Raw genomic sequence first — 25,986 nt, forward strand, 5'->3', positions numbered from 1 at the left:
ATCGTCAGCTCAGCTCTCTCTTGAGGATCTTTCCGGTGGTCGTCATGGGCAGCGCATCGCGGAACTCCACGAGGCGGGGGTACTTGTAGGCGGCGAAACGCTCCCTGCCCCAGGCGACGAGTTCGTCCGCGGTGACCTCGGCGCCCGGCTCGGCCACGACGACGGCCTTGACCTCTTCGCCGTGCGAGTCGTGCGGGACACCGACCACCGCGACGAGCGAGATCGCGGGATGCGTCATCAGCACCTCTTCGAGCTCGCGGGGATAGACGTTGTAGCCGCCGCGAATGATCATGTCCTTGGAGCGGTCGACGACGACGTAGTAGCCGTCGTCCTTCCTGGCCAGATCGCCGGAGCGGAACCAGCCGTCCTTGATCGCCTCGGCGGTGGCCTCCGGCCGGCCGTGGTAGCACTTCATGATGTTGGGGCCCCTGATCGCGATCTCGCCGATCGCCTCGGGGTCGCCCTCGGGTACGTCGCTCCAGTCGTCGTTGATGAGCTTCATCTCGACGCCCGCCAGGGGCTTGCCGATGGTGCCGACGCGCGGTTCCTCGCCGGCGACGCTGAACGACGCGATGGCGGAGGTCTCCGACAGGCCGTAGCCCTCGAGGATGGTGACGCCGAAGCGCTCCTGGAAGTCCTTGTGCACCTGGAGGGGCAGCGCCGCGCCACCCGCGGCGGCGACGCGGAGGTGGGCGGCGATCCCGGCGACCGGGACGTCGGGGGTCAGCGCGCCGAGCAGACTCCAGTACATGGTGGGCACGCCTGCGAAGAACGTGACCTTCTCGCGGAGCATGAGCGCGATCGCGGACTCGGCCTCGAAACGCGGCAGCATCACCATCGTGCCGCCGTACGCGAACGCGGCATTCTGGATCACCGTCTGGCCGAAGGCGTGGAACAGCGGCAGGGCGCACAGGTACGTGTCGGGCTGCTCCGCGTCGGCGCCGTACATGCCCGCACCCGACAGCGCGGTGAAGTGCATGTTGCGGTGGCGCAGTTCGGCGCCCTTGGGCTGACCCGTCGTCCCCGAGGTGTAGAGAATCACCGCGGTCTCGTCGTCGTCGCGCCGGACTCTCTCGAAGGTGGGCGGCTGCTGCGACCACGGCGCCGGCCCCCTCCCGAACACCACGAGCGTGACATCGGTCCCGTCGACCGCTTCGCGCGCCGTGTCGCCGATGGGCAGTTCCGCCGTGCCCTCGAACGCGAAGTGGGCGACGGCGCCGGAGTCTTCGAGGTGGTACGCCACCTCGCGCGTCCTCAACAGCACGTTGAGCGGCACGACCGTCGCGCCGGCCTTCAGAATGCCGAAGTAGACGATCGGGAAGAACGGCAGGTTCGGGCACGAGAGCGCGACCTTGTCGCCCGGCTGCACGCCGTACTCGACAAGCAGGTTCGCCACCTGGTTCGCCGCCCCGTCCAGCTGGGCGTAGGTCAGTCTGGTGTCGCCGAACACGACTGCGGTGCGCTCCGGATACCTTCCGGCCGAGTTCTCCAGCAGGCCGGCGAGGTGACATTCCGTCATGGGCGATTCCCTTTCGGTCAGGCGGCTTACGTCGGCTTGCGGAGGCTTACGTCGATGCGGAGCAGTGCGGCGGTCCAGTCACTGCGCGGCCCTGCCGGGACGGACCACGACGGTGTTGCGGAGGGTGCCGAGACGCTCGACCTCGACCTCGACCTCGTCACCGGGCTTCATCAGCCGGGGCGGCGTGCGCGCGTAACCGACGCCGGAGGGAGTCCCGGTGGCGAGCAGGTCGCCCGCACGCAGGGCGAAGGTGCGGCTGATCAGCGCGAGCGTGTCACCGACGGTGTAGACCATCTGGTCGGTGCTCGCCTCCTGCACCACCTCGCCGTTGACCCGCGTCCGGATCGTGAGCCCGCGGCGGAGGTCGCCCACCTCGGTGGCGGGCACCAGCGGTCCGAGCGGTCCGGAACGGTCGGCGTTCTTGCCCAGGGTCCACTGCGAGGTCAGCTTCTGCGCCCTGCGTGCGGTGACGTCGTTGAACGTCGAATAGCCCACCACCGCGCCGAGGGCCTCTTCCGGCGTCGCGTCGACGAGGGCCGTGCCGACGTAGGCGACGACCTCTCCCTCCCAGTCCAGACCCTCCTCGTCGGGGGGAACCGGAATCTCCGCGCCGTCGACCGTGAGTGAGGCCGGCCAGCGGGCGAACAGCGTGGGATGCGGAGGGATCCCGTCTGCCGCGTACGCTCCCTCGGCCAGATGCGCCAGATAGTTCAGGCCGACGCAGATCACCCGCGCGCCGGGAAGCACGGGCGGCACCAGGTCGACATCGGTCACGGCCAGCGAAGGCCCGGTCGGTGGCAGCGCCACCGCGTGGTGGGGATCGGCCCAGAACTCTTCGAGTCCGCAGATCGGTACGACGCCGGCGCGATCCTCGGCGAGCCTTCCGACCACGACGTTCCCGCCGGTCTCACGCCAGCCAACCAGCCGTATGCCCATGTGAGGCGCCTTCCTTGATCGTTGAACGCGGCTAACGCGGCTAGGGGGCGACCCGGTACTTTTCGAGCGACGCAGGATCGATCGAGACGCCCGTTCCAGGCGTCTCGGTGACGGCCACGGAGCCGTTCGCGATCTGCGGCCGGACCGCGAAGAAGTCGTCCGGCAGCCAGTCGTAGTACTCCACGACCAGGGCCGTCGTCCCACAGGACACCAACTGGCTGTGCAGCTCCCACGAGGTGTGGGGAGCGACGGGGATGTTCCAGGTGTCGGCGAGTGCGAGGACGCGCATGAACTCCGTGACCCCGCCCATCCGATGGGCGTCGGGTTGCAGGATGTCGACCGCTCCGTGCTCCAGGAGCTCGCGGAATCCGTAACGCGAGTACTCGTTCTCACCGGCGGCGATCGGCACTGCGATCGTGCCGTGCAGCCGCCCGTAGTCGTGGATGGAGTCGGCGAGGATCGGCTCCTCGAGCCACGTGACGTCCAGGTCGGCGATGGCGGCGGCGAAACGGCGCGTGGTGAGCAGGTCGTAGCGCTGGTTCGCGTCGACCATGACGCGGCCGGACGGGCCGACGACGTCGCGGACGATCTCGACCCGTCGGACCGCGTCGTCGAGGTCGGCTCCGACCTTCAGCTTGACGCCCCAGAAGTCACGGGCGGCGTACGCCTCGGCGGCCGCCCGTAGCTCGTCGTGGGTGAACGAGACCCAGCAGCCGTCTCCGTAGACCGGGACTTCGCGGGCCACGCTGCCGAGATGGGCGTGGAGCGGCTGGTTCGCCGTCCTCGCGCGCAGGTCCCACACGGCGATGTCGACCGCCGAGATGGCGTACATGGGCACACCCTTGCGGCCCCGGCTCAGCGAGTGCAGGAACATGCGCTGCCACAGGTCGCGGACCTGTGCCGGGTCCGTCCCGATCACGAGCGGGACCAGTTCGGTGCTGAGGAAGGACGCCACGGAGGCGCCCCCGCCGCCGATGACGTTGGTCCACCCCTCCCCCACCCGGCCGTCGGTGTCCGTGACCCGCACGACGACCACACCCAGGACGTCGAGGGCGGACCCGTGGCTGCTCCGGATCGGGTGGGGCTGTGGGACGGCGAGGTGATGCACGTCGACTTGGGCGATGACGGTCATATGGGGGCCTTTCGTTCCCGAGTGCGGTACGGAGCAGTCCGTAGCCGCCGGATCAGTCGTTCGTCGCCGGTTCGTCGCCGACCGACCGCGGAAGCAGCAACAGGGTGAGTCCGGCGAGGAGTGCGGCTGCTCCACAGGTCGACCACACGGTGAGGTATCCGGAGAGCGGGGCGTATCCCTCGGTCAGCTCGTCGAGCGAGCCGGTCGCGGACAGCACGATGGCGAATACGGACGTCGCGACGGTGCCGCCGATGGTCTTGGCCGCGTTGGTCATGCCGGTGGCGAATCCCGTTCGGTCCGCCGGGGCCGCCGTCGCCGCCAGAAAGGGGAGTGCGGCCATGACGGCTCCCGATCCCAGACCCGTGACGGCCAGGTTGACCAGCGCCTGGCCGGGCGAATCGTGGAAGGGCAGCCAGAGGCCGAACCCCACCGCGCCGACGAATGCCGCGGACACCACCGCCCGGCGTGCTCCGAGCCGCCCTGCGGCCAACGGGAAGGAAACCGCGCCGATCGCGATGCAGACGACGTGAGCGCCGATCCCGACGGACACGAACTCCGCGCCTGCGCCCAGTCCGTAGCCTGCAACATCGGGGTCCGTACGGGCGTAAGTGGCGAGCGGGATCTCGGCACCGAGCACCGCGATGCCGAACAGAAAGGCCGCCAGCTGCACGGGCCACTGCGCCCGGACCTTCAGGAGCCGCACGTCGATCATGGGCTCGCGCTGCCGTGCTTCGTAGCGTACGAACGGGATCTGGATGAGCAGGCAGGCGATGACGAGCAACCAGGCGAGTGGGCTGGTCGCGCCTTGAAGATGCAGGACCACCATGCCCGTCAGGAACGTCGCGAGGGACGCCGCCAGCATCCCGAGCCCCACCCGGTCCAGACGCGCCCCGGACGCAGTCGGCGCGTCCTCCTCGATGCCGAACCGCACGACGACGATGCAGGCAGTGGCGAGGACGGCTGGGATCGACAGCAACACCGGGAGCGGCACTGCGCCCACCAACGCACCGCTCAGGACGGCCCCGACGATGATCGAGACATAGAACGCGCCGACCAGGAAGCCCGACGCGTGACGGCTCAGGCGGTGTTGGTGTTCGGATCCCGCTGTCCGTCTGTAGATGATCGCGATCTCGATCGGGAGCCACACCGCGCAGGCGCCCTGCAGCGCGTAACCGACGAGGAAGGTGGGGAACGACGGAGCGAGCACCAGGATCCAGGACCCCACGGCCGTCAGCGACGTCGTCCAGATCAGCACCCGCCGGTGCCCCCGGATGTCGCCGAGCCGGGAGAAGGCGAGCACCATGAGCGCCGCCATGCCGTGCTGTGTGGTCTCGAACCAGTTGAACTCGCCGTCGGAGATACCGAGATGGTCGGCGACGTCGGTGACGATCGGGCCGTAGAAACCGCGCAGAATGCCGTAGACGAGTTCGGTGAGGACGAGAAGTCCGATCACCTTCACCAGTCGCGGGACCACCGGTCCCGGCGGAGGCGTGGCGGCCAGGGGTTTGCCGGCTTCCATCAGGGTGAGACCTTTCGATCGAGACCTACGACCGTGGCCGGGGTCAGTCGAACAAGTCGGGAGAGTCCGCGACGATCTGGTCCCACAGGGGCTGGAACTGGAACCAGCCGGCGACCGGATTCCCGGTCTGATGGCGCACGTCCACCGCGGTGTCGTGGTCGACGAGGGTCGGCATGCCGGCGGCCATCGCCAGGAGTTGGGTCTGGCAGGAGCGCTCCATGGTGATGAACCACCACGCGGCGGCCGCGACGGACTGCCCCACGGTGAGCAGACCGTGGTTCTGCAGGATGACCGCCTTCGCATCACCGAGCGCGACACCGATCCGGCGGCCCTCCTCGGTGTCGTTCACGACGCCGCGGAAGTCGGAGTACAGCCCCTGGTCTTCGTAGAACGCGCACGCGTCCTGCGTGATCGGAGCGAGCGGGATGCCGAGCGTGGCGAAGGCCTTGCCGTGCGGCGAGTGCGCGTGGGCGGCGGCGACCACGTCCGGCCGCGCCTTGTGGACCTCGGAGTGGATGCAGAACGCCGCCCTGTTCACCGGTCGCTTGCCATGGAGCAGGTTGCCGCCGTGGTCGACGTGGATCAGGTCCGACACCTTGATCTGGTGGAAGCTCATGCCGAACGGGTTGACCCAGAACGTGTCGGTGTCCTCCGGGTCGCGGGCGGTGATGTGGCCGGCCACTCCCTCGGAGAAGCCGAGCTTGCCGAACACCCGGAGCGCGGCGACGAGTTCGCGCTTGCGGTGCTCCCTTTCCTCCTCGACGGTGAGGTCGACCGGAGGCAGCGGCAGTTCGAAGTCGTCGGGAGCCGGTCCGATGCTGGTGCGGACCATCTCGAGGACGTTGGGGGTGACCGTGCTTGTCATGGCTGACCCTTCTATGGGATACAGACCTGTATGCAATGCGGCTCATACTCCAGCTGCCCGATTGACGTGTCAAGAGCAGTGACTACGGCGACAGGGCGTCGATAACGACGTACGACCTAGGTCTAACGGATGCGCTAATGTATCCGCAGCAACGAGGATGGAGGAGCAGTGCCACGAGGATCGACCGGCCAGCGGGCCGTGACGACCGCCCGGCTGCTTGAGAGCGCCGCCGAGGTATTCGCCGAGCGTGGCTTCAACGGGGCCAGCATCGGAATGATCTGCGAGCGCGGCGGCTTCACGCGCGGCGCGTTCTACTCCAACTTCGCGAGCAAGGACGAGCTCTTCTTCGCCATGTTCGAGGCCCATGCCGATGTGCTGCTCACGCGGTTGCGGACCGCCCTCGAGCAGGCTTCCGGAGCGAGCGATCCGCTCCAGCACTTCGCGAGCCTCGCGAGCCGCCATTCCGACAACGACCGGCAGTGGTTCCTCATCTCGACGGAGTTCACCCTGTACGCGATCCGCAACCCCGCGGCGGCGGCCGCCCTGGCCCGCAAGGACGAGGAGGTCCGTCAGGAGATCGGGCGGATCTTCACCGAACTACTGGCGAGAGCCGGCCGCGAGCTCGTCATCGATCCCGCGCTTGTGGGCCGCTTCGCGGTCGCGCTGCGCGAAGGTGGCAACGCCCAGGAGTTCGTGGAGCCGGGAAGCCTCGATGCCCGGCTCATGGAGCGGTTGATCCTGCCGGCGGTTCTCGACGCGTTCTCGCGGGACCGCTCCGAACCCCCGGGCGGTTCCCGGGAGATCGACCGACCGTAGGTGCGCGAGATCGACCGCAGGAGCAAGAGCCCGACCGCAGGAGCGCGAGACCGACCGCAGGAGCAGGAGACTGACATGGCCGACTACGCCGACTTCAACATCGGGCTCTACCTCGCGGGGCGCGGGGGTGACAACCCGCCGCCGTACCCCGTGACCTTCGCGGGCCTGGAAGCGGCTGCGCGGGAGAAGCTGGAACACCGACTGTTCGACTACGTCGCGGGCGGGGCCGGCGACGAGCACACCCAGCGCGCCAACGTCACCGCCTTCGAGCAGTGGGGGATCGTGCCGCGGATGCTCGCCGGCGCGGCCGAACGCGACCTGTCGGTCGAGCTGTTCGGCCACCGTCTCCCCACCCCGCTGCTGATGTCACCGATCGGCGTCATCGGCGTGATGACCGACGACGAGCACGGCGACCTCGCAACCGCCGCCGCCTCGGCGGCCTCCGGCGTGCCGATGGTGGCCTCGACCCTGATGCAGGACCCGCTGGAGGACGTCGCCGCCGCACTCGGCGACACTCCCGGGTTCTTTCAGCTCTACACACCCGACGACCGCGACCTCGCAGAAAGTCTCGTGCGCCGCGCCGAGGCCGCCGGCTTCAGCGGCATCGTGGTCACCCTCGACACCTGGACCCTGGGCTACCGGCCCCGCGACCTGCAGCACGCGACATTCCCACAGTTGCGCGGCCACTGCCTGGCCAACTACTTCAGCGACCCGGTCTTCCGCTCACGGCTCGCCGCTCCGCCCGAGGAGGATCCGGGCGCCGCAACCATCCACTGGACGACGACCTTCGGCAATCCCACCCTGACCTGGGACGACCTCGCCTGGCTGCGCGGCCTCACCGACCTGCCGCTCCTGCTCAAGGGCATCTGCCATCCCGACGACGTACGCCGCGCCCGTGACGGTGGCGTCGATGCCATCTACTGCTCCAACCACGGCGGCCGGCAGGCCGCCACCGCCCCCGCCCTCGACCTGCTGCCGGCGGTCGTCGAGGCCGCAGGCACCATGCCGGTCATCTTCGACTCCGGCGTTCGCTCAGGCCCTGACATCGTCAAGGCACTCGCCCTTGGTGCCACCGCCGTCGGCATCGGCCGCCCCTACGGCTACGGCGCCGCGATCGGAGGCCGGGCCGGAATCGAGTTCGTCCTCTCCTGCCTGCTCGCCGAAGCAGACCTGACCATGGGCCTCAACGGCTACGCCACCATTGCGGATCTCAACCCGGACGTGCTCGTCCGAGGCTGGGACGGTGCGGCTTCCGCCTAGCTAGGGGGCGCCTTTCCGATCATGAGAGGTGGGCCGGGCTGGAGCCGCCCGGCCCCAGCCGTGCTCAACCGATCGGCGGCATCGGGCCGGTTCGTCTCCTGCGCCGGTGAACAGTGCGGTCAGCATGGGTGCGCCGTGAGCCAGCGCCTGGTGCGGCAGAGGGCCTGTGGCGACGAGGGACGCGAGTCCGTGGCCGATGGCCCAGCTCTGTGTTGCCAGTTCCAGCGGGTCGACCTCGTCGTGGAAGCGGCCTTCCGCCTTGGCTCGTTCGATGACCTGGACGAGACGGTGCAGGGTTTCGTCGGCGGCGCCGGTGTCTTCGAGGTCGAAGCCCGCGTCGAACATGACGCGGTAAAGGTCAGGGTTCTCCAGGGCGTTGGCCAGGTAGGCAGCGCCCAGCGCGGCGAGGTCTCGTACCGGGTCCGCCGACCTCTTGACGGCTGCAAGTCGGGTGGCCAGGCGGGTGAACCCTTCCTGTCGCAGTGCCTTCCAGAGGCCGTCCATGCCGCCGAAGTAGGTGTAGACGGCCATCGTTGACACGCCGGTTCCGGCGACCAGGGTGCGCAGTGTGACCGGTTGCCGTGTCCGCAGCATCTGGGCGGCCCGTTCGAGGAGCAGGCGGCGGACCGCTGGATCTCTCGTTCTTGCCATGGCCTCACAATACATAGCATCGCTATGCTTTGATGAGTGCCGATCTTGCCGCTCCGTATGCCACGAGGAAGAGGCCGTTCATGTCTGTGACGCTGCTCAATCCCGAAGGACTGCCGAAGCCCGAGGTCTACCGACAGCTGTCGGTCGCCAGCGGATCGAAGCTGGTGTTCCTCGCGGGACAGGTCGCCCGCGACGCCGACGGCCGGCCCGTGGGCCAAGGGGACCTCGCCGCTCAGGTCGAGCAGTGCTATCTCAACATCGCCACCGCTCTGGCCGCGATCGGCGCCTCCTTCGACGACGTGGCGAAGCTGACCGTCTACGTCGTCGACTGGAGTCCCGAGAAGATGCCGCTGCTGGGTGAGGGTGTGGGCCGGGCGGCAGCGAAACTGGGCGTCGACCCGGTCAAGCCGATCACCCTGCTGGGCGTCGCGGCGCTGGGGGAACCGGACCTCCTGATCGAGGTCGAGGCCACCGCGGTCGTCGAATAGTCGTGAGGCTCTCGGCCGGTCCCGAGGCGGCCCGACCACCAGGATTCACACGCCGCGGAGGGCCACTGCCGTCCGCTGTCTCCACTGATCACGCCTTGGCGTGCGCACGGGGAATGCTGACCGGCGGCGCTTCGATGAAGACCTCGGTTTTCGCGTAGGCACGGACCGGCAGTTGCTCCGCACGGAGCGCTGGGCCGACGCGAGCAGTAAGGGCGACACCCCGCCGCGAAGGGTACGCGGCGGGGCCGGTCCAGCGGTCAGCCGGCTTTCCACTCTCCGGTCTGGTCGGAGAACCCGGAGTCCATCGCGAACTGAACGGTTGTGATCTTCGAGCCGGTCGGGACCTCGAACACGATCCAGCCGAGGCCCTTCGCGCCGGGGCTGAGCTTCACGCCGGCCGCCATCGACGGGCCGGCGGTGATGTCGGCGATCGTGGCGTCGAACTGCTGCCCTTCGGCGTCGGCGACCTTCACGCCGTTGGAGGGGCTGTCGTCGTACGCCTTGCTGCCCGTGTTCGTGAGCTTGAACTGGACGCCGTAGAACCTGTTGCCGGACTGCGGTTCGGTGAACTCGTCGGCCGCCTTGGCGTTGTCGACCACCTTCGTCACGGTGACGTCCAGCTTGCTGCCGTCCTCCATGCCCTTGAGTGCGATGGTGTCGCCGACCTTCGCCACGGCGGGCTTCTTGTCCTTCGCCTTCTCGGCGGTACCGGCGGGCTTCTCGGGCTTGGTGGTGATGTCACTGCCGGCGCTGCAGCCGGTGAGGAGCGCCACGGCGAGCACGGCGGGGACGGCAAGGGCGGTGAGGGTCTTGGTGCGCATGGTCACTTCCCGATCTGCAGGTGGCCGTTGTCGAGCAGTGCCGTGTGCGTGGCGGCGACGATCTTCGCGATGGTGGTGCGGTACATGCGCGGCGGCGGCATGGCGGGCGGCCCGAAGTGCGGGCCGGAGGTGGGTGGTTGGTACGGGGCATGGCTCACGGTGTCCCCCCAGAGGATTGTGAAGATGATGAGGATGGCGTGTGACCAAGCCGCGTGGTTGCGCGTTGAACGAAAGTGTCCGGTGATGTCGGGAAGTGGGGACTTGCCTCACTTCTGCCGTTTGCTGTTGGACCACTCCCCGTGGACTGCTGCCAGATGCCTGATCGAAGCGGCGGTTCTCTGCTGGCTTGCATCCACAAGGCGGAGCTACGAGCGCCACTCGCAGATCGACGAAGGTCCTCGGTCACCAATTCCTCGGGACCTTCGGCGCACCGACGCGCGCAGCGCCCGGCGGCGGCACAACAGGGCCGCGTGGGCGGGGAGCCACCACGCCGATCCGCCACGACCGTGCGGCGGCCCCCGCGCGGACCGTCAGCGAGGTGGCTTGACCGTCTCCTTCCCTGTCAGGTGGGCGAACACCACCACGTTCGAGTCCCAGTGGCGGTCCTTGGTGAGGTGGCCTCCGCAGGTGATGAGGCGGAGTTCGGCCTTGTCGGTCTTCCCGTAGACCTTCCGGGTCGGGAAGGCGGACTTCGCGTACGTCTCGACCGAGTCGACCGCGAAGACGGCCGTCGTGCCGTCCTCGCGGCGTATGTCGATCTCCTGGTTCTTCTTCAGGTCCTCGAGGTTGTGGAAGACGGCCTCCGGGACCTCGGGGGTGTCCATGTGGCCGGCGATCGCCGCCGCGCCTTTCTCGCCCGGGGTCGGGCCCTCCTGGTACCAACTCGCCTCCATCGGCCTGTCGTACGGCGGCGTCTGCATGACGCCGTCGCCGTCGAGGCCGACGGAGTCCAGGTGCGCGTCGACGTGGATGGAGGGGATCGTGATGTGGTCGGGGACCGAGGGCCGCAGTGCCGCCACCGGTGCGAGGTGCGCGGCCCGCTGGACGGAGGCCGCCGACTCTTCCGCGGATGCCGAGCGGTCCGGGTGCGCGGACGAGCAGCCCGTGGTGACGGCGACGGACAGCGCCGCCGTCACCGCGAGGGCCGCCGCGGAGGTGCGGCGGGTGCGTGCCTCAGCCATGGCGGCGGCCTCCACGCAGCAGACCGGCGCCGGCGAGGGAGCCGGTACCCAGGGCCACGAAGCCCACGACGGCGGCCGCGTTGAGGCCTTGCTGATCGTGCGAGGCGGGTGCCATACCGGTGTTGACGGAGCCCTTCGGGGTCTTGTGGTCCGAGGGGTCGAGCGGCTTGACGTGGCTCTTCGAGGTCACGGTGAAGGTGACCGGGTCGGCTCCGGTGCCGGTGGTGACCTTGTAGTCGCCGTTCTTGACCTTCGCCACGGTCGCGGTGCCGTGCCACTTGCCGTCCTTGCCCGGGGAGAGGGCGACCTTGCCGCCGAAGGCCCGGGAGTCGGCGGAGATCTTGCTGCTCGGGTTGATGGACGGGGCGTCCACGGTGACCGCGATCCTGTCGCCGGTCCTGCCGCCGCCCGGGTTCACGGCGAGCGTGGACTTGCCCGGGGTGGGCTGCGGCGCCGGCTTGTCGCTGCCCTGTACGCCGAACTTCGCGGAGTCGACGACCTTGCCGTCGAGCAGCGCATCCACCCGGTAGGAGCCCGATTCGGCGGTGTCCGCGACGGTCGCGGTGCCGTGCCAGGTGCCCTCGTGCTGCGGGTCGCGCTCCAGCTTCACGGTGCCGCCGAAGGCGTCGGAGCGGACCGTGGCGACCGAGTCCGAGCCGGCGTCCCGCACGGTCACGGCCACCTTGTCGCCGGCCTTGCCGCCGTCGGTGGACAGGGAGAGCGAGGGCTCGGCCGGGTCGGGCGTGGGCTTCGGGGATTCGCCCGTGTTCACCGGGAAGGTGGCAGTGGTCCGGGCGCCGGTGTCCGGGTAGTCGACGGTGACGGTGAGCTCGGCGGTGCCGGTGCCGTAGTCGTCCTTCACGGTGCCCGTGCCGGTGTAGGTGGTGGTGTCCTGCGAGGTGACCGATATCCCGGTGAGGGCGTCCGATACGGCCGACACCTCGGCCGCACCCTCCGTGGTGACCTGGAACGTGACCTTCTCGCCCGCCTTGTAGCCGGTCTCGTCCTTCGACGAGGACGTGATCGAGACGTCGGCCCGGGCCTTGTCGGACGCCGGAGCGGTCGCGCCGGGCGACGGCGTGGCGTCCGCTGCGAACGCGGTCGCCGGAACGGCGAGTGCCATCGAGGTGGCCACGGCGATCGCCGAGACGGTGAGAGCCTTGCGCATGGGTGAACCTCCTTGCAGGACCGGGCGATTTGTTCCCCGGTGCACCGTTCAAGAGGTTCATCATGTGACTTCGGTTTCACCCTTTCCTGCCGCATTCCGACCGGCACCCAAAGGTCCCGAAGCCCTCTTCCCGGCCCTCACCAGCACCCTTTCCCGAACACTTGGGCGTCCCTTTACCCGAGGATTAGGGCCTTTGGTCCTGCGATCTGCGTAGGGCTCGCATAAAGACGGGGCGAGGCAGGAGTCAGGCGTGGTGGTGGGACAGGGGTGCGTGGGGGTCGTGGGTGCTCGGGTGGGGTGGGGTGTCGGTGTGGATGACGGCGGCGGTCAGTCGGGGGACGGCGTGGAGGAGGGCGTGTTCGGCCTCGACCGCGACGGCGTGTCCGGACCGTACGCTCTGGGAGCCGTCGATGACGATGGCCGCCTCGGCACGGAGGCGGTGGCCGACCCAGCGCATGCGCAGCTGTCCGACCTCGCGGACTCCCGGCACCGTACGCAGCGCGGCTTCGGCGGAGTCGACGAGAGCAGGGTCGACGGCGTCCATCACGCGGTGGAAGACCTCGCGGGCCGCGCTGCGCAGCACCAGCAGAATCGCCACCGTGATCAGCAGTCCGATCACCGGGTCGGCGAGCTGCAGGCCCAGAGCGGATCCGCCCGCACCGAGGAGTACGGCGAGCGAGGTATAGCCGTCGGTGCGGGCGTGCAGGCCGTCGGCGACCAGCGCGGCCGAGCCGATCTCCCGTCCGATCCGGATGCGGTAGCGGGCCACCCACTCGTTGCCGATGAACCCGGCGACCGCGGCGGCGGCCACCACCCACAGATGGTCCACCTCCCGCGGATTCAGCAGCCGGTCGATCGCCGTCCAGGCGGTGAAGCCGGCCGAGGCCGCGATCGTCGCGACGATGACGATGCCTGCCAGGTCCTCGGCCCGGCCGTAGCCGTAGGTGAAACGGCGGTTGGGGGCGCGGCGGCCGAGGACGAAGGCGATGCCGAGCGGGACGGCGGTGAGTGCGTCGGCGACGTTGTGCACGGTGTCGCCGAGCAGCGCCACCGACCCGGAGACGACGACGATCGCCGCCTGTACGAGGGCGGTGGCACCGAGGACGGCCAGCGAGACCCACAGCGCGCGTATCCCGCGGGCCGACGATTCCATCGCCGCGTCCAGCTTGTCGGACGTGTCGTGCGCATGCGGCGCGAGCAGATGCCCGACCCGGTGCCGCAGGCGTGCCAGGCGCCCGCCGCGTACATGGTGATGTCGGTGACCGTGGTCGTGGCTCACTCGTTCCTCCGGCGGCTGGGTGCGGGCAGGACGAGGCGGCCGCCGTTGCACACGGGGCGGCGCCACCCTCATTATGTGCGTATGAACGCACGCTTGCACCTATCAGCTGCACAGGATGCGCACCCGCACACCCCGGGCGAGGAACAGTTCGCCCTGGCCGCCGAGATCCTCGCGCTGCTCGGCGACCGCACCCGGCTGACCCTCCTGCACACCCTCGCGCACGGCGAGGCGGACGTGACCACGCTCACCGAGGCGTGCGGGGCCCAACGGCCCGCCGTCAGCCAGCACTTGGCCCGCCTGCGGCTCAGCGGACTGGTCAGCACCCGCAAGGAGGGCCGGCGCGTCGTCTACGCCATGACGGACGGGCATCTGCGCCGGGTCGTGGACGAGGCGCTGAACCTGGCCGACCACAAACTCACCGACCGGCCCGCGCACGACTGAAGCGTCGCGGCTACCGGTGAACCGTCGCGGCTACCGGTCGAGGGCGCGGAGGGTCGCCTCGAGGTCGGTGGGGCGGGGCTGGTTGTGCGGGAGCTTGGCGAGTACGGCGGCCATGCCGCAGGTGTCGGTGACGGCGGAGAAGATCAGGCCGCTGCCGATGGCGGCGGACAGCCAGCGGGCGCGCCGGTGGCGGGTGCCGAGCGCGAGGCCGGCGACGACGAGCGAACCGGCGGCGAGGCGCACCTGGCGTTCCATGGCCCACCCGGTCCTGGCGCCCTCTTCGCGCTCGACGGGGTGGCCCTCGGCTGCCCACGCGGTGGTGCCGCCGGTGAGCGTCGTGGCGGGGACGTCGGCGGCGGTGAGCTGCTCGCAGGCGGTGGTGGAGCGGCCGCCGGAAGCGCAGACCATCAGCAGGTCACCGCGCGCCGCGGCGGCCTTGAGCGCCGGCAGGGCGGTGTGCAGGTGGTCGAGCGGGATGTTGTGGGCGCCGGGCAGATGGCCGGCTGCGTACTCGCCGGGGGTGCGTACGTCGATGACGGTGTAGGCGTGCAGCCGTCCGGCGGCCTCGGCGGGGCGGACGGAGGCGAGGCCGGGGGTGGCGGCGGAGTCGGGGGTGGGGGTGCTCATGGAGCACTCCTTTCCTGCGAGCGGGCGGGCGGTTTTCCTGCGGGCGGGCTGCCGGCGGACGGCACGGCTCTGGAACGTGTCCACGGTGTCACGGCGCCGGTACTCGGCGGGCATGCGGGCCGGCAGGTGCGGTGCCGCCGCGCGCGTGGCGGGGACAGGGCGGAGCATGAGGTTGCGGACAGGCGAGTGAGGCAGCCCGGGCGGTGAGGTGCAGCCATGGATGCGTCGGAGCAAGGGCGGCGACAGCGCCGACGACAGCAGGGAGGGCAAGGAGAGCAGGGAGGCCAGGGACAGCAGGGAGGGCAGCTGGGGCCGCGGGGCGGCGTCGCGTTCGTGCCCGCCCGTCCTGCCTCGCAGCGCGGCAAGGTGTTCGCGTTCACGTTCGGTGCGCTGGTCTGGATCGCGGCCGGTGTGCTGGCGGTCGTCCTGCTCGGACACAGTCACATCCTGTTGCGCCTGCTGACGGCCGTGGTGCTCTCCTGGGCGGTGTTCGGTGTCTGTCTGTGCGGAGCGACGGTGCTGCGCCGGCGGGAGGAGCGTCATGAGCTTCCTTGACGCGCTGCTCTGGTTCCTGGCGTTCTATCCGGTGGTGACCGGAGCGGCCTGGATGGTGGGCGGGGTGCTGTTCCGGATCCTGGCGGAGCGCTCCGAGCTCGTCGTGCCGGACGGCGGCTGGCCGGGAGTGACGGTCCTGGTCCCGGCGTACAACGAGGAACAGGTCATCGCCCACTGCGTCGGGGCACTGCGCCGCGTGGACTACCCCGAACTGGAGATCCTGATCCTGAACGACGGATCGGCCGATGCCACGGTCTCCGTCGCCCGCACCGCGGCGGGCGACGACCCCCGGGTCACCGTGCTCGACGACGGGGTCAATCTGGGCAAGGCCGACCGGCTCAACGACGGCATGCGGCGCGCCCGCCACGATCTGGTCCTGGTCACGGACGCGGACACCCATCTGCATCCGGCCGCCGTCAAGCAGCTGGCCGCCGCCATCAGCAGGTCACCGCGCTACGCGGCCGTGGCGGGCAGCCCGCGGGTGACCAACCGGGGCAATGTCATCACCGCGATGCAGATGCTGGAGTCGGCCTCCCTGATCGGCCTGATGCGCCGCACGCACGCGCTGGCCGGGCGGGTCGGCACGGTCGCCGGGGTCCTCGGGCTCTTCCGCCGTGACGCGGTACTCGAAGTCGGCGGCTACGACCCGCGGATGGCCACCGAGGACATCGAACTGACCTGGCGGCTCCTCGAGGCCGGACATCTGACCGGTTTCGAGCCGCACGCGCTGGTCGGCATGCAGGTCCCGGAGACCGTGCGGGGCATCTGGGCGCAGCGCACCCGCTGGGCGCTGGGTCAGGGCGAGGTGCTGCGCACCCACGCCCGTACGGTGTTCCGTCCCCGGCACTGGTCGCTGTGGCCGATCGCGCTCGAGGCGCTGCTCTCCTACGTCTGGGTGCTGACGATGCTCATCGCCACCGTGTGGGGCGTCGTCCACTGGATCACGCATCCCGGGGACACCAAGTTCCGCTGGATGATCGCCTGGGGTGTCGGCATCGCGGTCGTCGCGGTGCTGCAGATCGCCGTCGCGGTGATCGTCGAGCGCCGCCTCGACCCCCGTCTGCCGTACGCCTGCCTGTTGCTGCCGATCTATCCGCTGGCGTACTGGACGATCAACGCACTGGCCGCCATCGCCACCCAGACCAGGGGCCTGCTCGGTGGCCCGCGCAAGCGCCGCGTCGTGTGGGACCTGCCGCGCAGTTCGGCGTAGTGCTGCCTCCGCACCGCCGGCTCGGGCGTGCGGGTGCCGGGTTGCCGGGTGAGACTTGGCCGGTGAGCGGCCGTACGGACAAGCAGGTACCGGCACGGCGCCGGCCCGCCCTGCTCGGGATCTGGACGGCGATCACGGTGACGGCGTACTTCCTGCTGCCGCTGCACTCCTTCGGCCCGCACCGTCCGGCGGTCAGCTGGACGGTCTTCGGGGCCGGTCTGGCCGTCGTCGCCGCCGGGCTGCTGATCCAGATCCCGTACGCGGCGAACCACCGGGCGGGCACCGCACCGGCGTGGATCCTCGCCGGGCTGATGTGCTTCACGGTGCTGCTGTTCGCGTCCTCGTACTACGTACTGGCCCAGCACCAGGGGGAGTTCTCCGGTCTGGACACCCGGGTGGACGCGCTGTACTTCACGCTGGTCACCCTCGCCACGATCGGTTACGGCGACGTCAGTCCGACCGGGCAGTCGGCCCGTCTGGTCACCGTGCTCCAGATCGTCTACAGCCTGGTCTTCCTGACCGCCGCGGCCACCGCTCTGACCCGGCACATCCAGCTCCGGCTGATGCGGCGCGGCCGCCGGACGCCGCGGGACGGGGCCGGGGACGGCTGAGGAGAGCCGAGGGGGACCGGCTGCTTGACGTGGCGTGGTGCGGTCGCTTCAATCGGCACTATTGAGCGTACGACCAATAGCCTCGCCGCGCGGTGGAACCCGTGGCGGCATCGCCCCGGCCGACACCGCGAAGGATCACCGTGACCAGCTCCATCGAGCGCCCGGACCACCGCCTGCACGTCTCCGTCGCCTCGGCCGACGCGTTCGCGCGCGGGCTGGCCCGCGGGGAGCGGCTGCGCGAGGTGCTGCCCGGCGGCATCGCCGCGTACGACCGGCTGTTCCGGCTCGGCGGGATCGGCGCCGCGCAGGTCCGCGAGGACGCCGCGCACGCCCTCGACGCCGTCGACGCCTTCCGGCCCGCGGCACGGGCCGAGATCGAGGGCATCGCGCAGGGCGCCGGCACGGACGTGCTGCAGATCGCGGCGCTGAACGCCCGCACCGAGATCCTGGCCCGCAGCAGCACCGTGCCGCCCGGCGAGTGCTCGACGCTGGTCCGGCGCATCGAGGAGGCGGGCGCGGCGCGCACCTTCGGCGTGCAGACCTGGGACTGGCACGTCGAGCTCACTCCGTACTGGCACACGCTCGAGTCCCGTGGCGCCGCCCACGACGTGGCCGGCCTCACCGAGCACGGCATCCTGGCCAAGATCGGGGTCAACAGCGCAGGTCTGGCACTGCACTTCAACATCCTGGGGCACCGGGCGGACGGTGTCGGCGGCGTACCGATGCACGTGCTCGCTGCCGTGGTGCTGCAGGAGGCCGGCAGTGTCGCGGAGGCGCTGGAGATCGTCCGTGCGGCGCCGGTCGCCTCGTCGGGGTCGTTCGCGCTCTTCGATGCGGCGGGCGGCCACGACGGGTCCGGTGTGGCCGAGGCGGTGCTGCTCGACATCAGTCCGGACGGCGTGTTCGCCGTGGCACCGGAGGGCGGCGCGCTCGTCCGGACCAACCACTTCCTCAGCCCGACACCCGCGGCCCGGGAGAAGACGTGGCTCTACCAGCCGGATTCCGGTGAGCGCCACGAACTGCTCCGCTGGCGCCTGGCCGAGTCGCCCGCGCCGACCGCCCCCGACGACCTCGTCGCCTTCCTGCGGAGCGGCGCGGGCGAGGCGGCGCTTACCTGCGTACCCGATATGAACCTGCCCGAGGGGCAGCGCTGGGCGAGCCTCGCCACGGTCGTCCTCGATCCGCGGACACGCACCGCGCGGGTGCTCGACGGGACGCCGGTGGAGGCGGAGACCCGAGTCTGGCGGACGCTGCGGGCGTAGCCGCCCGGCGCAGCACTCGTACGGCGCCGCGCGGGCAACCCGTACGGATCGCGCTCGTTCACCAGGGGAAAGGATCAAGACCCACAGGAAGCGGGCCCCTCGGTGACACCGTCCACGACCCTCTCCCCCGACCGGAACACCGACACCCCCGGCCGGCCGCCGCCACCGCGCCCGGACCGCGACCCGTTCTTCGACAACGCCAAGTTCCTGCTCGTCGTGCTGGTGGTGGTCGGGCACAACTGGGCGCAGCTGGTCCGGGACATGGACACCGTGAAGGCCGCCTACACGGTGGTGTACCTCTTCCACATGCCCGCGTTCATCCTGCTGTGCGGGCTCTTCTCGCGGGGCTTCACCGGCACGGGGCCGCAGATCCGGGCCCTGATCTCCCGGGTCCTGGTGCCGTATCTGCTCTTCACGGTCGCCTACAAGGCGCTCTACGTCCTGGTCTCCGGGGACGACTTCACGCTGATGCCCGCTCAGCCGACGTATCTGCTCTGGTTCCTGATGGCGCTGTTCCTGTGGCGGATCACCGCGCCGGTGTGGCGGGCCGTGCGGTATCCGGTCGCCGTGTCCGTGCTGATCTCGCTCGCCGCCGGACTGACCGGGATCGGCTATCAGCTGGCGCTGCCCCGGGTGCTGATGTTCCTGCCGTGGTTCGTGCTCGGCATGCAGCTGCGGCCCGAGCACTTCCGGCGGCTGCGGACCCGCGCGATGCGGCAGTGCGCCCCGGTCGTGCTGCTCGCCGCGCTGGGCGGTGCGTATCTGCTCGCGCCGCGGATCAACGCCAACTGGCTCTACATGAAGGCCGATCACACCGAGCTGCACACCGGTTCGCTCGTCTATCTGGCGATCCGGCTCGGGCTCTTCGCGCTGTCCGGGGCGCTGATCGTGGCGTTCTTCGCGCTGGTGCCCGCCCGCAGGACCACCTTCACGGCGCTCGGTGCGGTGACCATGTTCCCGTTCCTGGTGCACGGCCTGCTCGTACAGGCGGGCAAGGCGTACGGGGTCTACGAGGACCTGGGCCGGCTCGGGGCGACCGCGGCGGTGCTGCTCGCGCTGTTCGGCTTCGCGCTGACCGTGGTGCTGTCCAGTACGCCGGTGCGCCGGGTGCTGCGGCCCGTGGTCGAGCCGCGCTTCCCGAAGGGTCTGGTGCCGGCCGATACGGACAGGGGGCTGTCCGATACCGGCCGGGTCCCGGAACCCGGCAAGTCCCGGGCCGTGGACAGGAGTTAGGCCGTCTCCAGCTGCGGGATGCCGGGGGTGGGGACGGTCCGTGGCGGGGTGCCGCGCAGCAGTTCGCGCCGGTTGCCCACGCCCAGTTTGCGGAAGACGCTGCTGACGTGGTTCTTGACGGTCTGGTGGGCGAGCACCAGCTGCTCGGCTATCTCCTCGTTGGAGTAGCGGCGCAGGAGCAGCGCGAGGACCTCGTTCTCCCGGCCGGTGAGGTCGGGCGCGCGGGAGAGGTCGCCCGGCGCGGACGGCTGCGGTGTCTCCTGCTCGCGCAGCCAGACCACGCGTTCGCCGCGGTGGGTCTTGCTGATGGCGTCGACCAGGCGCCCGCAGGAGGTGCTCTTGTGCACGAAGCTGTCCGCGCCGGCGGACAGTGCGGCGATCACGTCGGACGGTGCGGTCGCCCCGGAGAAGACGAGGACCCGTGGGGACTGCGGGAGTGCCTTGAGCCGGCGCAGGAAGTCCGCGTCGAAACCGGGCTCGCCGTTGGACAGCTCCGTGATGACGAGGCCCGCCCGGGTCCTGCGGGACTCGCGCAGGGCTTCGTCCGCATCCGCCACCTCACCCAGGACCGTGATGCCGGTCCCCTCGGTGACGAGTGCGCTCAGCGCCAGCCGCACACACGGATGACCGTCAACGATGACTACTCCCATCGTCTCCCCCTCACCACACGCTTCGATGACTCGCGGTGTCGGGACTGCGATTGCCGAACGCATCGCAGATCGATTCACCGCCCGGGAAACGCTAGCAGCGGAATTCCGCCAATCGGCGGTTCGGTGCAGTATTTGGGCCCAGGCCCAGTCCATTCCTCTTTGTGGGCCCAAGGACCCAGGCCCGGGGGCCTATTGACGCGGCATCACACGAGAAGTCGACACCTGATTTTCGCCGCTTCCCGCCGGGTGAATATCCCTCACCTGCATAAATGCACGGCCACTCGGGCGTGCGGCACCGGCCGCGAATTTCCTTCGGAGGCGGCGATATCAAGCCGCCCAGCAGGTCATCTTCGAGCCATATTTCCTTCGGTACACGGGAACTCACCGATCCGGACATCTGATTCTCGGCAGGACTTCACCACGATGCCGCTCAGGCCTTCGACCGCCAGAGCAGCCAGCCGAAGTACGGGGCACCGATGATCGCCGTGATGATGCCGACCGGGATCTGTGCGGGCGCGATGACGGTCCGTCCGACGGTGTCCGCGAGGACCACGAGGAGGGCGCCGAGCAGCGCCGCCACCGGCACCACCCGTGCGTTCCGCTGCCCCACCAGGGCGCGGGACGCGTGCGGGGCCACCAGGCCGACGAACCCGATCACGCCGACCGCGGCCACCGCGGCGGCGGTCAGCAGCACGGCGATGCTCAGCAGTACGAGCCGGGTCGCCGCGGGCCGTACGCCGAGCAGCCTCGGGGTGTCCGCGTCCAGGCCGATCAGATCGAGCTCCCGGCGCATCGCGAACAGCACCGGCAGGGTGACGATCAGGGTCAGCAGGACGGGCAGCACCTCGGGGAACGTACGCCCGTACGTCGAACCCGACATCCACACCAGGGCCTTGGTCGCGTTGTGCGGGTCGGTGAGCACGATCAGGAGGCTGACCACGGCCATGGTGCCGGCCGAGACACCGATGCCGATCAGGACCAGGACGTTCTGCTCGAGGCCGCGGCGGGCGGCGAGTCCGAAGACCAGGGCCGCGGCCGCCGCGGCGCCCGCGAGTGCCGAGCCGCCGATGAACCAGAAGCTCGCGAGCGGCACGGCGGTGATGATGACGATCGCGCCGACTCCGGCACCGCCGACCACCCCGAGGATGGCCGGTTCGGCCAGCGGGTTGCGGGACACCGCCTGCACCACCGCGCCCGCCACGGCGAGCGCGGCGCCGGCGAGCAGTGCGGCCGCGACCCTCGGCACCCGGGTGTCGAGGACGTACGAGACGTAGTCGCCGGACCGGCCGCCGAGCCAGTTGAACACGTCGCCGAGGAGCAGTCGGGCGTCGCCGAGCAGGACCGCGGCGACGACCGCGGCAAGCAGGCCCACGGTCACCACGACCAGGGTGACGACGAAGGCACGGCGGCTGCGGAGCCTGGCGAACGCCGTCGCCAGGTCGGCCTTGCCGGCGTCCTTGGAGCGGTACGCGAGCACGACCAGGACGGCGGCGCCGAAGAAGCTGGTGACGATGCCGGTCGGTACGGCCGTACTGGCCTGCGCGCCGAACGCCGCGCGCAGCAGCACGTCCGCCCCGAGCACCACGAGGACACCGGTCACCGCCGAAGCCGGTACGAACATCCGGTGCTTGAGCAGCCCGGGCACCCGCGCGCCCACGAACCGGGTGATCGCCGGCGCACACAGGCCCACGAAGCCGACCGGCCCCGCGATGGTCACGGAGACCGCGGCGAGCAGCACCGCGAGCACCACCGCGATGGCACGGGTGATGCGCGGGCTGACGCCGACGACCGCGGCACCGTCGTCACCGAGCGCCAGGATGTCGAGCCGCCTGCCGAGCAGTACGAGGCCGATCAGGGCGAGCAGCGCGACCGGCGTGAGCTTGGCGACGTACTCCATGCCGATCTGGGCGAGCGTGCCCTTGCCCCAGGCGTAGAGGCCGGTCGTCTGCTGTTCGCGCAGGATGAGCAGCATCTCGCTGAGGCTCATCAGGGCCAGGGTGAGCGCCGAGCCCGCGAGGACGAGCCGGATCGGTCCGGCGCCCGCGCGGGAGACGCCGAGGACCACCGCCGCTGCGGCGAGCCCGCCGACGAAGGCGGTGCCGCCGGCCAGGAAGGCGGGCAGCGTGAGGCCGAAGGCGGCGACCGCGACGACGGCGAAGTACGCGCCGGCGTTGACCGCGAGGGTGTCGGGCGAGGCGAGGACATTGCGCGACACCGACTGCAGGGCGGCGCCGGACGCGCCCAGCGCACAGCCGACGACCAGGCCCGCGGCGAGCCGCGGCAGCCGCGACGAGATCAGTACGGCGTCCGCCTGGCTGCCGCTGCTGTCCGACCACAGGCTGCTGAACGCCCGCCAGACGGTGGGCAGATCGAGTGCGGCGGTGCCCTGGCTGACGTGCACGGCGGCGAGGACGAGCACGGCGCAGGCGGCCGCGGCCGCGCACAGTGCGGTGCGGCGGGTGTTCCGGCGACGCGTGGCCGCGCCGGCCGGCTCCCCCTCGGCGGGGTCGCCGGCCGGCGCGGTCTTCGTCGCGGGTGCGGTCACGCTCACTTGGTGAGGGCGCCCACGAGCGCGTCGACGTACTGGGTCATGGAGGCGGTGGCGCCGAACATCCAGATGCCGTCGGGCAGTCGGTGCACCTTGTCGTTCTTGACGAACGGCAGGGACTTCCAGACCGCGTTGTCCTTCAGGCCGTCGGCGAACGGGTCGCCGCCGTCACTGGCGTTGGCGATGTAGACGAACTGGGCGTCGCCGACCTTGGTGAGGCCCTCGACATCCGTCGCGCCGAGGCCGTACGCCTTGTCGCCCTTGACCTTCCACGGGCTCTTCAGGCCGAGTTCGGTGTTGACGTCGGTGAGCAGGGAGCCCTTGACGAAGGGGCGCACCGAGACCTGATTGCCCTCCTTCCAGCCGTCGGCGACCGCGACCTGCTCGCCCTCGAGCCCGGCGTCCTTCAGCTTCTTGCGGCCGTCGGCGAGCTTCTTGTCGAAGGCCTCGATCTCGCTGGTGGCCTTGTCCTCGGTGCCGGTGGCCTTGGCGATCAGCTCGAGGTTGTCCTTCATGCGGTCGATCTGCCGGGTGGCGTCCGCCGACTTGGTGACGATCACCGGTGCGGCCTTGGACAGTTGGGAGACCGCGGCGTCGGACAGATCGCTGCTGGCGAGGATGACGTCCGGCTTGAGCTTGGCGACGGTGTCGACGCTGGGCTCGCCGCGGGTGCCTATGTCGGTCGGCTTGTTCTTCAGCGGGGCGGCGGTGTCCCACGCCGTGTAGCCCTTGACGTCGGCGACGCCCACCGGGTCGACGCCGAGCGTCACCAGGGACTCGACCTCGTTCCACTCGGTGGCGACGACGCGCTTGGCGGGCCCGTCGAGCTCGACCTTCTTGCCGCGCGAGTCGGTCACCGTCAGCGAGGAGTCGCCCTTGGACTCCTCCTTCGGCGATTCGGTGGTGCCGCAGCCGGCCAGGGCGACGGCCGCGACCGCGGCGAACACGGGCCAGGCCCGGAGCTTGGACGTCATGAGGGTTCAGGACCTTTCGAGGCGGAGGTGGTGTCGGCCCACCGCACGGGTTCGGGGTATGCCCGTAGCGGGGTCGCTCTCGACCTCGATACGGATGCCGTAGGTGTCGGTGAGCCGCTCGGACTCGTACACCTCGGCCGGGGTGCCGGCGGCGCTCACGCGGCCCTCGGCGAGCAGGACGACCTGGTCCGCCACCGCGGCCGCCTGGTCGAGGTCGTGCAGGACGACTCCGACCGTGACGCCGTGGGTGTCGGCGAGGTCGCGGATCAGGTCGAGGATCTCGACCTGATAGCGCAGATCCAGGTGGTTGGTGGGCTCGTCCAGGAGCAGCACGTCGGTGTCCTGGGCGAGGCAGCAGGCGAGCCAGACGCGCTGCAACTGGCCGCCGGAGAGCTGCTCGACGCCGCGGTCGGCGAAGCCGGTGACATCGGTGACGGCGAGCGCGTGCTCGACGACGCGGGGGCCGTCGGGGTCGGTGCCGCGGAAGCGGTGGCGGTAGGGGTGCCGGCCGAAGGCGACCACGTCGCGGACGCTGAGTCCGGAGGGTGCGGTGCGGCTCTGGGCGAGCATGGTGATGCGGCGGGCGAACTCGTTGCGGGTCAGGCTGAGGGCGTCGAGGTGTCCGGAGTCGTCGTGCTCGGTGCGGCCGGTGTCCTTGTGGCCGTTGCTCTCGGGGGCGCCGGGTGTCGAGGCGCCGGATGTCGAGGCGTCGGCTGCCGACCGGCGAGGGACGGTGACGCTGCCGGTGCGGGCGCGGTGCAGCCGGGCGACGGCGCGCAGCAGCGTGGACTTGCCGCTGCCGTTCGGGCCGATCAGGGCGGTGACCTTGCCGCGCGGGAGGCGCAGATCGGCGCCGTGCACCACATCGGTCCCGTCGTAGGCGACGGTGACCGCGGCCGCGTCCAGGCCGGTGCCCGGCGGGGCAGTGCCCGCCGGGCCGGCGGTGCCCTCCGCGGGCTGCGCACGCCGGCGCTGCGGGACGTCTTCTCGGTCGAGGTCGCTCACCTTCACGGCGCTGAGGTTAGCCTAACCTTAGGGTTCTCCGGAATCCGCCCCCGGCATATCAGCACTTCAGCGGCCCCTGGGGCACCCCCCGGGCTCCGTCCCGCCGGTAGCATCGCGGCGCGGGAGAGGGGGCGCAAGTGCCGCAGCAGGAGAAGGACTGGCTACGGGTGCCGGTGGGGGCCGAGGCGGAGCGATGGGCCGCACGCGGCCGGTGCCGGCGGGTGCTCCTGGTGGTGCACAACGTGACCTCGGCGACCCGGCTGCTCGACGTGCTGCCGCTGTTCCGCGACGACCTGCGGGTGCAGCTGCTCGCCACCTGCACCGGGTCCTCGCCCTTCCGGTCCGGTACGGCGGAACTCCTGCACGAACTCGGGATTCCGGTGCTGCCCTGGGAGCAGGCCCTGGCCACCCCCGTCGACCTCGCGATCTCGGCCAGCTTCGGCGGTCAACTCCCTTATATTTCAGGGGATTTGGCCGTATTGTCCCACGGAGTTGGCTACAATAAGAAGCTGGCGAGCCGGGAGCCGGGAGCCGGGAGCCGGGAGCCGGGAGCCGGGAGCCGGGAGCCGGGGTCTTCGGGATGTCGGAGGAGTGGCTGCTCGCCGACGGGCGTCCGGTCGCGGACGTCATGGTGCTCTCCCACCCCGAGCAGCTCGCCCGTCTGCGCACCGCCTGCCCGCAGGCGGCTCACACGGCGGTCCTCGCGGGTGACCCCTGCTACGACCGGCTGCTCGCGGCCGCGAGCACGGCCTGGACGGCGCCGTCGAACTCGGCGTCCAGGGCGGCCATCGCCTCGCCCGGATCCGCGTAACGGCCGGGCTCCGCCTGCTCCTCGACGTGCAGCCGCCAGGCCTCCGGCAGGGCGGCGGTGCCCGCGGCCACCACCAGGCGGGCGTACCAGTGCACGGTCCGCTCCAGCGCCTTCTTGCAGCCGGCCAGGCCGTCCTCACGGAAGGCGGCCTGCTCGGCGTGCTCGCGCAGCGACCCGGGGTGGCGGTACCCGGAGACCGTGTCGCCCTCGAGCAGGCCGCGCTCGGCCAACTCACCGAGCCCCAGGACCGCTTCGTCCTCGGAGAGCTCGGCGGCGGCGGCCGCGGGGCCGGGGCGCAGGGCGGGCCAGGGCCACAGGGCGCAGCGCCGGTACAGCCGGGCCAGGTCGGGGCCGAGGCCCTGGTAGGCGCGCTCGGGCGGCGGCGCGCAGCGGGTCGTCGGGGGTCACCGTGGGGGTCTCCTCG

The 25,986-nt window shown here is 70.7% G+C and carries 26 protein-coding genes; 9 read left to right on the forward strand and 17 right to left on the reverse strand.

Features of this window, described 5'->3' with window-relative positions; translation table 11 throughout:
* Positions 1–4: 4 nt before the first annotated feature.
* The 5 genes from DY218_RS01305 to DY218_RS01325 form a co-directional block, all read right to left on the reverse strand.
* The gene (locus DY218_RS01305; protein WP_128553994.1) at positions 5–1,519 is read right to left on the reverse strand and encodes a long-chain-fatty-acid--CoA ligase; all 1,515 of its coding nucleotides are present in this window, start codon (positions 1,517–1,519) and stop codon (positions 5–7) included.
* A 78-nt stretch (positions 1,520–1,597) separates the two neighbouring features.
* Entirely contained in the window at positions 1,598–2,455 is an 858-nt protein-coding gene (locus DY218_RS01310) for a fumarylacetoacetate hydrolase family protein (RefSeq protein ID WP_233521288.1), read from the reverse strand.
* A gap of 40 nt (positions 2,456–2,495) precedes the next feature.
* On the reverse strand, positions 2,496–3,587 hold the full coding sequence (locus DY218_RS01315) for a mandelate racemase/muconate lactonizing enzyme family protein (protein WP_128553995.1): 1,092 nt from the start codon (positions 3,585–3,587) through the stop codon (positions 2,496–2,498).
* Between the two features lie 52 nt (positions 3,588–3,639).
* On the reverse strand, positions 3,640–5,106 hold the full coding sequence (locus DY218_RS01320; RefSeq protein WP_128553996.1) for an MFS transporter: 1,467 nt from the start codon (positions 5,104–5,106) through the stop codon (positions 3,640–3,642).
* 43 nt (positions 5,107–5,149) lie between these two features.
* Entirely contained in the window at positions 5,150–5,971 is an 822-nt protein-coding gene (locus DY218_RS01325) for a class II aldolase/adducin family protein (RefSeq protein ID WP_407703534.1), read from the reverse strand.
* A gap of 168 nt (positions 5,972–6,139) precedes the next feature.
* Here DY218_RS01325 and DY218_RS01330 point away from each other — a divergent pair, with 168 nt between their 5' ends.
* Both DY218_RS01330 and DY218_RS01335 read left to right on the forward strand, forming a co-directional pair.
* Positions 6,140–6,787 (forward strand): TetR/AcrR family transcriptional regulator, encoded by a 648-nt coding sequence (locus DY218_RS01330; RefSeq protein ID WP_128553997.1) that lies wholly within the window; start codon positions 6,140–6,142, stop codon positions 6,785–6,787.
* A 75-nt stretch (positions 6,788–6,862) separates the two neighbouring features.
* Positions 6,863–8,047 (forward strand): alpha-hydroxy-acid oxidizing protein, encoded by a 1,185-nt coding sequence (locus DY218_RS01335; RefSeq protein ID WP_128553998.1) that lies wholly within the window; start codon positions 6,863–6,865, stop codon positions 8,045–8,047.
* Here DY218_RS01335 and DY218_RS01340 read toward each other — a convergent pair whose 3' ends face one another.
* On the reverse strand, positions 8,048–8,698 hold the full coding sequence (locus tag DY218_RS01340) for a TetR/AcrR family transcriptional regulator (protein ID WP_199566581.1): 651 nt from the start codon (positions 8,696–8,698) through the stop codon (positions 8,048–8,050).
* A gap of 80 nt (positions 8,699–8,778) precedes the next feature.
* Between DY218_RS01340 and DY218_RS01345 the strand changes: the two genes are divergently transcribed.
* Positions 8,779–9,186, forward strand: coding sequence for a RidA family protein (locus tag DY218_RS01345; protein ID WP_128554000.1), 408 nt, complete (start codon positions 8,779–8,781; stop codon positions 9,184–9,186).
* A 257-nt stretch (positions 9,187–9,443) separates the two neighbouring features.
* Here the strand turns inward: DY218_RS01345 and DY218_RS01350 are convergent, their stop codons facing one another.
* The 5 genes from DY218_RS01350 to DY218_RS01365 all read right to left on the reverse strand — a co-directional run bounded on the left by DY218_RS01350 (position 9,444) and on the right by DY218_RS01365 (position 13,635).
* Complete coding sequence (locus tag DY218_RS01350) at positions 9,444–10,007, reverse strand: DUF4352 domain-containing protein (protein ID WP_128554001.1); 564 nt, start codon at positions 10,005–10,007, stop codon at positions 9,444–9,446.
* 2 nt (positions 10,008–10,009) lie between these two features.
* Complete coding sequence (locus DY218_RS34100; RefSeq protein ID WP_158573948.1) at positions 10,010–10,165, reverse strand: hypothetical protein; 156 nt, start codon at positions 10,163–10,165, stop codon at positions 10,010–10,012.
* A gap of 372 nt (positions 10,166–10,537) precedes the next feature.
* Positions 10,538–11,188: a class F sortase gene (locus DY218_RS01355; RefSeq protein ID WP_128554002.1), complete on the reverse strand. Its 651-nt coding sequence runs from the start codon at positions 11,186–11,188 to the stop codon at positions 10,538–10,540.
* Positions 11,181–12,356, reverse strand: a complete 1,176-nt coding sequence (locus DY218_RS01360) for a hypothetical protein (RefSeq protein WP_128554003.1) — start codon at positions 12,354–12,356, stop codon at positions 11,181–11,183. The genes DY218_RS01355 and DY218_RS01360 overlap by 8 nt, the downstream gene beginning before the upstream one ends.
* Before the next feature lie 244 nt (positions 12,357–12,600).
* Complete coding sequence (locus DY218_RS01365) at positions 12,601–13,635, reverse strand: cation diffusion facilitator family transporter (RefSeq protein ID WP_233521289.1); 1,035 nt, start codon at positions 13,633–13,635, stop codon at positions 12,601–12,603.
* A gap of 81 nt (positions 13,636–13,716) precedes the next feature.
* On the opposite strand from DY218_RS01365, the gene DY218_RS01370 reads away from it, so the two are divergent.
* Positions 13,717–14,076, forward strand: coding sequence for an ArsR/SmtB family transcription factor (locus DY218_RS01370; RefSeq protein ID WP_199566582.1), 360 nt, complete (start codon positions 13,717–13,719; stop codon positions 14,074–14,076).
* Between the two features lie 30 nt (positions 14,077–14,106).
* Here DY218_RS01370 and DY218_RS01375 read toward each other — a convergent pair whose 3' ends face one another.
* A complete protein-coding gene (locus DY218_RS01375) occupies positions 14,107–14,703 on the reverse strand; it encodes a rhodanese-like domain-containing protein (protein ID WP_128554005.1) in 597 nt (198 codons plus the stop codon).
* 333 nt (positions 14,704–15,036) lie between these two features.
* Between DY218_RS01375 and DY218_RS34105 the strand changes: the two genes are divergently transcribed.
* The 5 genes from DY218_RS34105 (at position 15,037) to DY218_RS01405 (ending at position 19,574) form a co-directional block, all read left to right on the forward strand.
* Positions 15,037–15,258 carry a hypothetical protein gene (locus tag DY218_RS34105; protein ID WP_158573950.1) on the forward strand — a complete coding sequence of 74 codons (222 nt, stop codon included), beginning with the start codon at positions 15,037–15,039 and terminating at the stop codon, positions 15,256–15,258.
* Positions 15,245–16,468, forward strand: a complete 1,224-nt coding sequence (locus DY218_RS01385; RefSeq protein ID WP_233521290.1) for a glycosyltransferase family 2 protein — start codon at positions 15,245–15,247, stop codon at positions 16,466–16,468. Before DY218_RS34105 ends, DY218_RS01385 begins: the two co-directional genes overlap by 14 nt.
* Before the next feature lie 62 nt (positions 16,469–16,530).
* Positions 16,531–17,079 carry a potassium channel family protein gene (locus tag DY218_RS01395; RefSeq protein WP_325051947.1) on the forward strand — a complete coding sequence of 183 codons (549 nt, stop codon included), beginning with the start codon at positions 16,531–16,533 and terminating at the stop codon, positions 17,077–17,079.
* 140 nt (positions 17,080–17,219) lie between these two features.
* Complete coding sequence (locus DY218_RS01400; protein WP_199566583.1) at positions 17,220–18,341, forward strand: C45 family autoproteolytic acyltransferase/hydolase; 1,122 nt, start codon at positions 17,220–17,222, stop codon at positions 18,339–18,341.
* Positions 18,342–18,443: 102 nt separating this feature from the next.
* Positions 18,444–19,574, forward strand: coding sequence for an acyltransferase family protein (locus tag DY218_RS01405; RefSeq protein WP_128554007.1), 1,131 nt, complete (start codon positions 18,444–18,446; stop codon positions 19,572–19,574).
* Here DY218_RS01405 and DY218_RS01410 read toward each other — a convergent pair.
* From DY218_RS01410 to DY218_RS01435, 5 genes are all read right to left on the reverse strand, one after another.
* Positions 19,571–20,224 (reverse strand): LuxR C-terminal-related transcriptional regulator, encoded by a 654-nt coding sequence (locus tag DY218_RS01410; RefSeq protein WP_158573952.1) that lies wholly within the window; start codon positions 20,222–20,224, stop codon positions 19,571–19,573. The two genes, DY218_RS01405 and DY218_RS01410, sit on opposite strands and share 4 nt — an antisense overlap.
* A gap of 430 nt (positions 20,225–20,654) precedes the next feature.
* On the reverse strand, positions 20,655–22,775 hold the full coding sequence (locus DY218_RS01415) for an iron ABC transporter permease (RefSeq protein ID WP_128554009.1): 2,121 nt from the start codon (positions 22,773–22,775) through the stop codon (positions 20,655–20,657).
* Positions 22,772–23,746 carry an iron-siderophore ABC transporter substrate-binding protein gene (locus tag DY218_RS01420; protein WP_128554010.1) on the reverse strand — a complete coding sequence of 325 codons (975 nt, stop codon included), beginning with the start codon at positions 23,744–23,746 and terminating at the stop codon, positions 22,772–22,774. The genes DY218_RS01415 and DY218_RS01420 overlap by 4 nt, the downstream gene beginning before the upstream one ends.
* A 6-nt stretch (positions 23,747–23,752) precedes the next feature.
* Positions 23,753–24,652 carry an ABC transporter ATP-binding protein gene (locus DY218_RS01425; protein ID WP_233521293.1) on the reverse strand — a complete coding sequence of 300 codons (900 nt, stop codon included), beginning with the start codon at positions 24,650–24,652 and terminating at the stop codon, positions 23,753–23,755.
* An 816-nt stretch (positions 24,653–25,468) separates the two neighbouring features.
* Positions 25,469–25,792 (reverse strand): hypothetical protein, encoded by a 324-nt coding sequence (locus DY218_RS01435; RefSeq protein WP_128554013.1) that lies wholly within the window; start codon positions 25,790–25,792, stop codon positions 25,469–25,471.
* Positions 25,793–25,986: the final 194 nt, after the last annotated feature.

Origin of the sequence: Streptomyces triticagri, from assembly GCF_003429565.1 — a bacterium.
In the GTDB taxonomy this organism is placed as follows: domain Bacteria; phylum Actinomycetota; class Actinomycetes; order Streptomycetales; family Streptomycetaceae; genus Streptomyces; species Streptomyces triticagri.

Coding starts and splice junctions, on each gene's coding strand:
- DY218_RS01375 (WP_128554005.1), bottom strand. CDS start 14,703: ATGAGCACCCCCACCCCCGACTCCGCCGCCACCCCCGGCCTCGCCTCC.
- DY218_RS01320 (WP_128553996.1), bottom strand. CDS start 5,106: ATGGAAGCCGGCAAACCCCTGGCCGCCACGCCTCCGCCGGGACCGGTG.
- DY218_RS01355 (WP_128554002.1), bottom strand. CDS start 11,188: ATGGCTGAGGCACGCACCCGCCGCACCTCCGCGGCGGCCCTCGCGGTG.
- DY218_RS01310 (WP_233521288.1), bottom strand. CDS start 2,455: ATGGGCATACGGCTGGTTGGCTGGCGTGAGACCGGCGGGAACGTCGTG.
- DY218_RS01325 (WP_407703534.1), bottom strand. CDS start 5,971: ATGACAAGCACGGTCACCCCCAACGTCCTCGAGATGGTCCGCACCAGC.
- DY218_RS01315 (WP_128553995.1), bottom strand. CDS start 3,587: ATGACCGTCATCGCCCAAGTCGACGTGCATCACCTCGCCGTCCCACAG.
- DY218_RS01385 (WP_233521290.1), top strand. CDS start 15,245: ATGAGCTTCCTTGACGCGCTGCTCTGGTTCCTGGCGTTCTATCCGGTG.
- DY218_RS01360 (WP_128554003.1), bottom strand. CDS start 12,356: ATGCGCAAGGCTCTCACCGTCTCGGCGATCGCCGTGGCCACCTCGATG.
- DY218_RS01350 (WP_128554001.1), bottom strand. CDS start 10,007: ATGCGCACCAAGACCCTCACCGCCCTTGCCGTCCCCGCCGTGCTCGCC.
- DY218_RS01345 (WP_128554000.1), top strand. CDS start 8,779: ATGTCTGTGACGCTGCTCAATCCCGAAGGACTGCCGAAGCCCGAGGTC.
- DY218_RS01410 (WP_158573952.1), bottom strand. CDS start 20,224: ATGGGAGTAGTCATCGTTGACGGTCATCCGTGTGTGCGGCTGGCGCTG.
- DY218_RS01305 (WP_128553994.1), bottom strand. CDS start 1,519: ATGACGGAATGTCACCTCGCCGGCCTGCTGGAGAACTCGGCCGGAAGG.
- DY218_RS01340 (WP_199566581.1), bottom strand. CDS start 8,698: ATGGCAAGAACGAGAGATCCAGCGGTCCGCCGCCTGCTCCTCGAACGG.
- DY218_RS01420 (WP_128554010.1), bottom strand. CDS start 23,746: ATGACGTCCAAGCTCCGGGCCTGGCCCGTGTTCGCCGCGGTCGCGGCC.
- DY218_RS01370 (WP_199566582.1), top strand. CDS start 13,717: ATGAACGCACGCTTGCACCTATCAGCTGCACAGGATGCGCACCCGCAC.
- DY218_RS01335 (WP_128553998.1), top strand. CDS start 6,863: ATGGCCGACTACGCCGACTTCAACATCGGGCTCTACCTCGCGGGGCGC.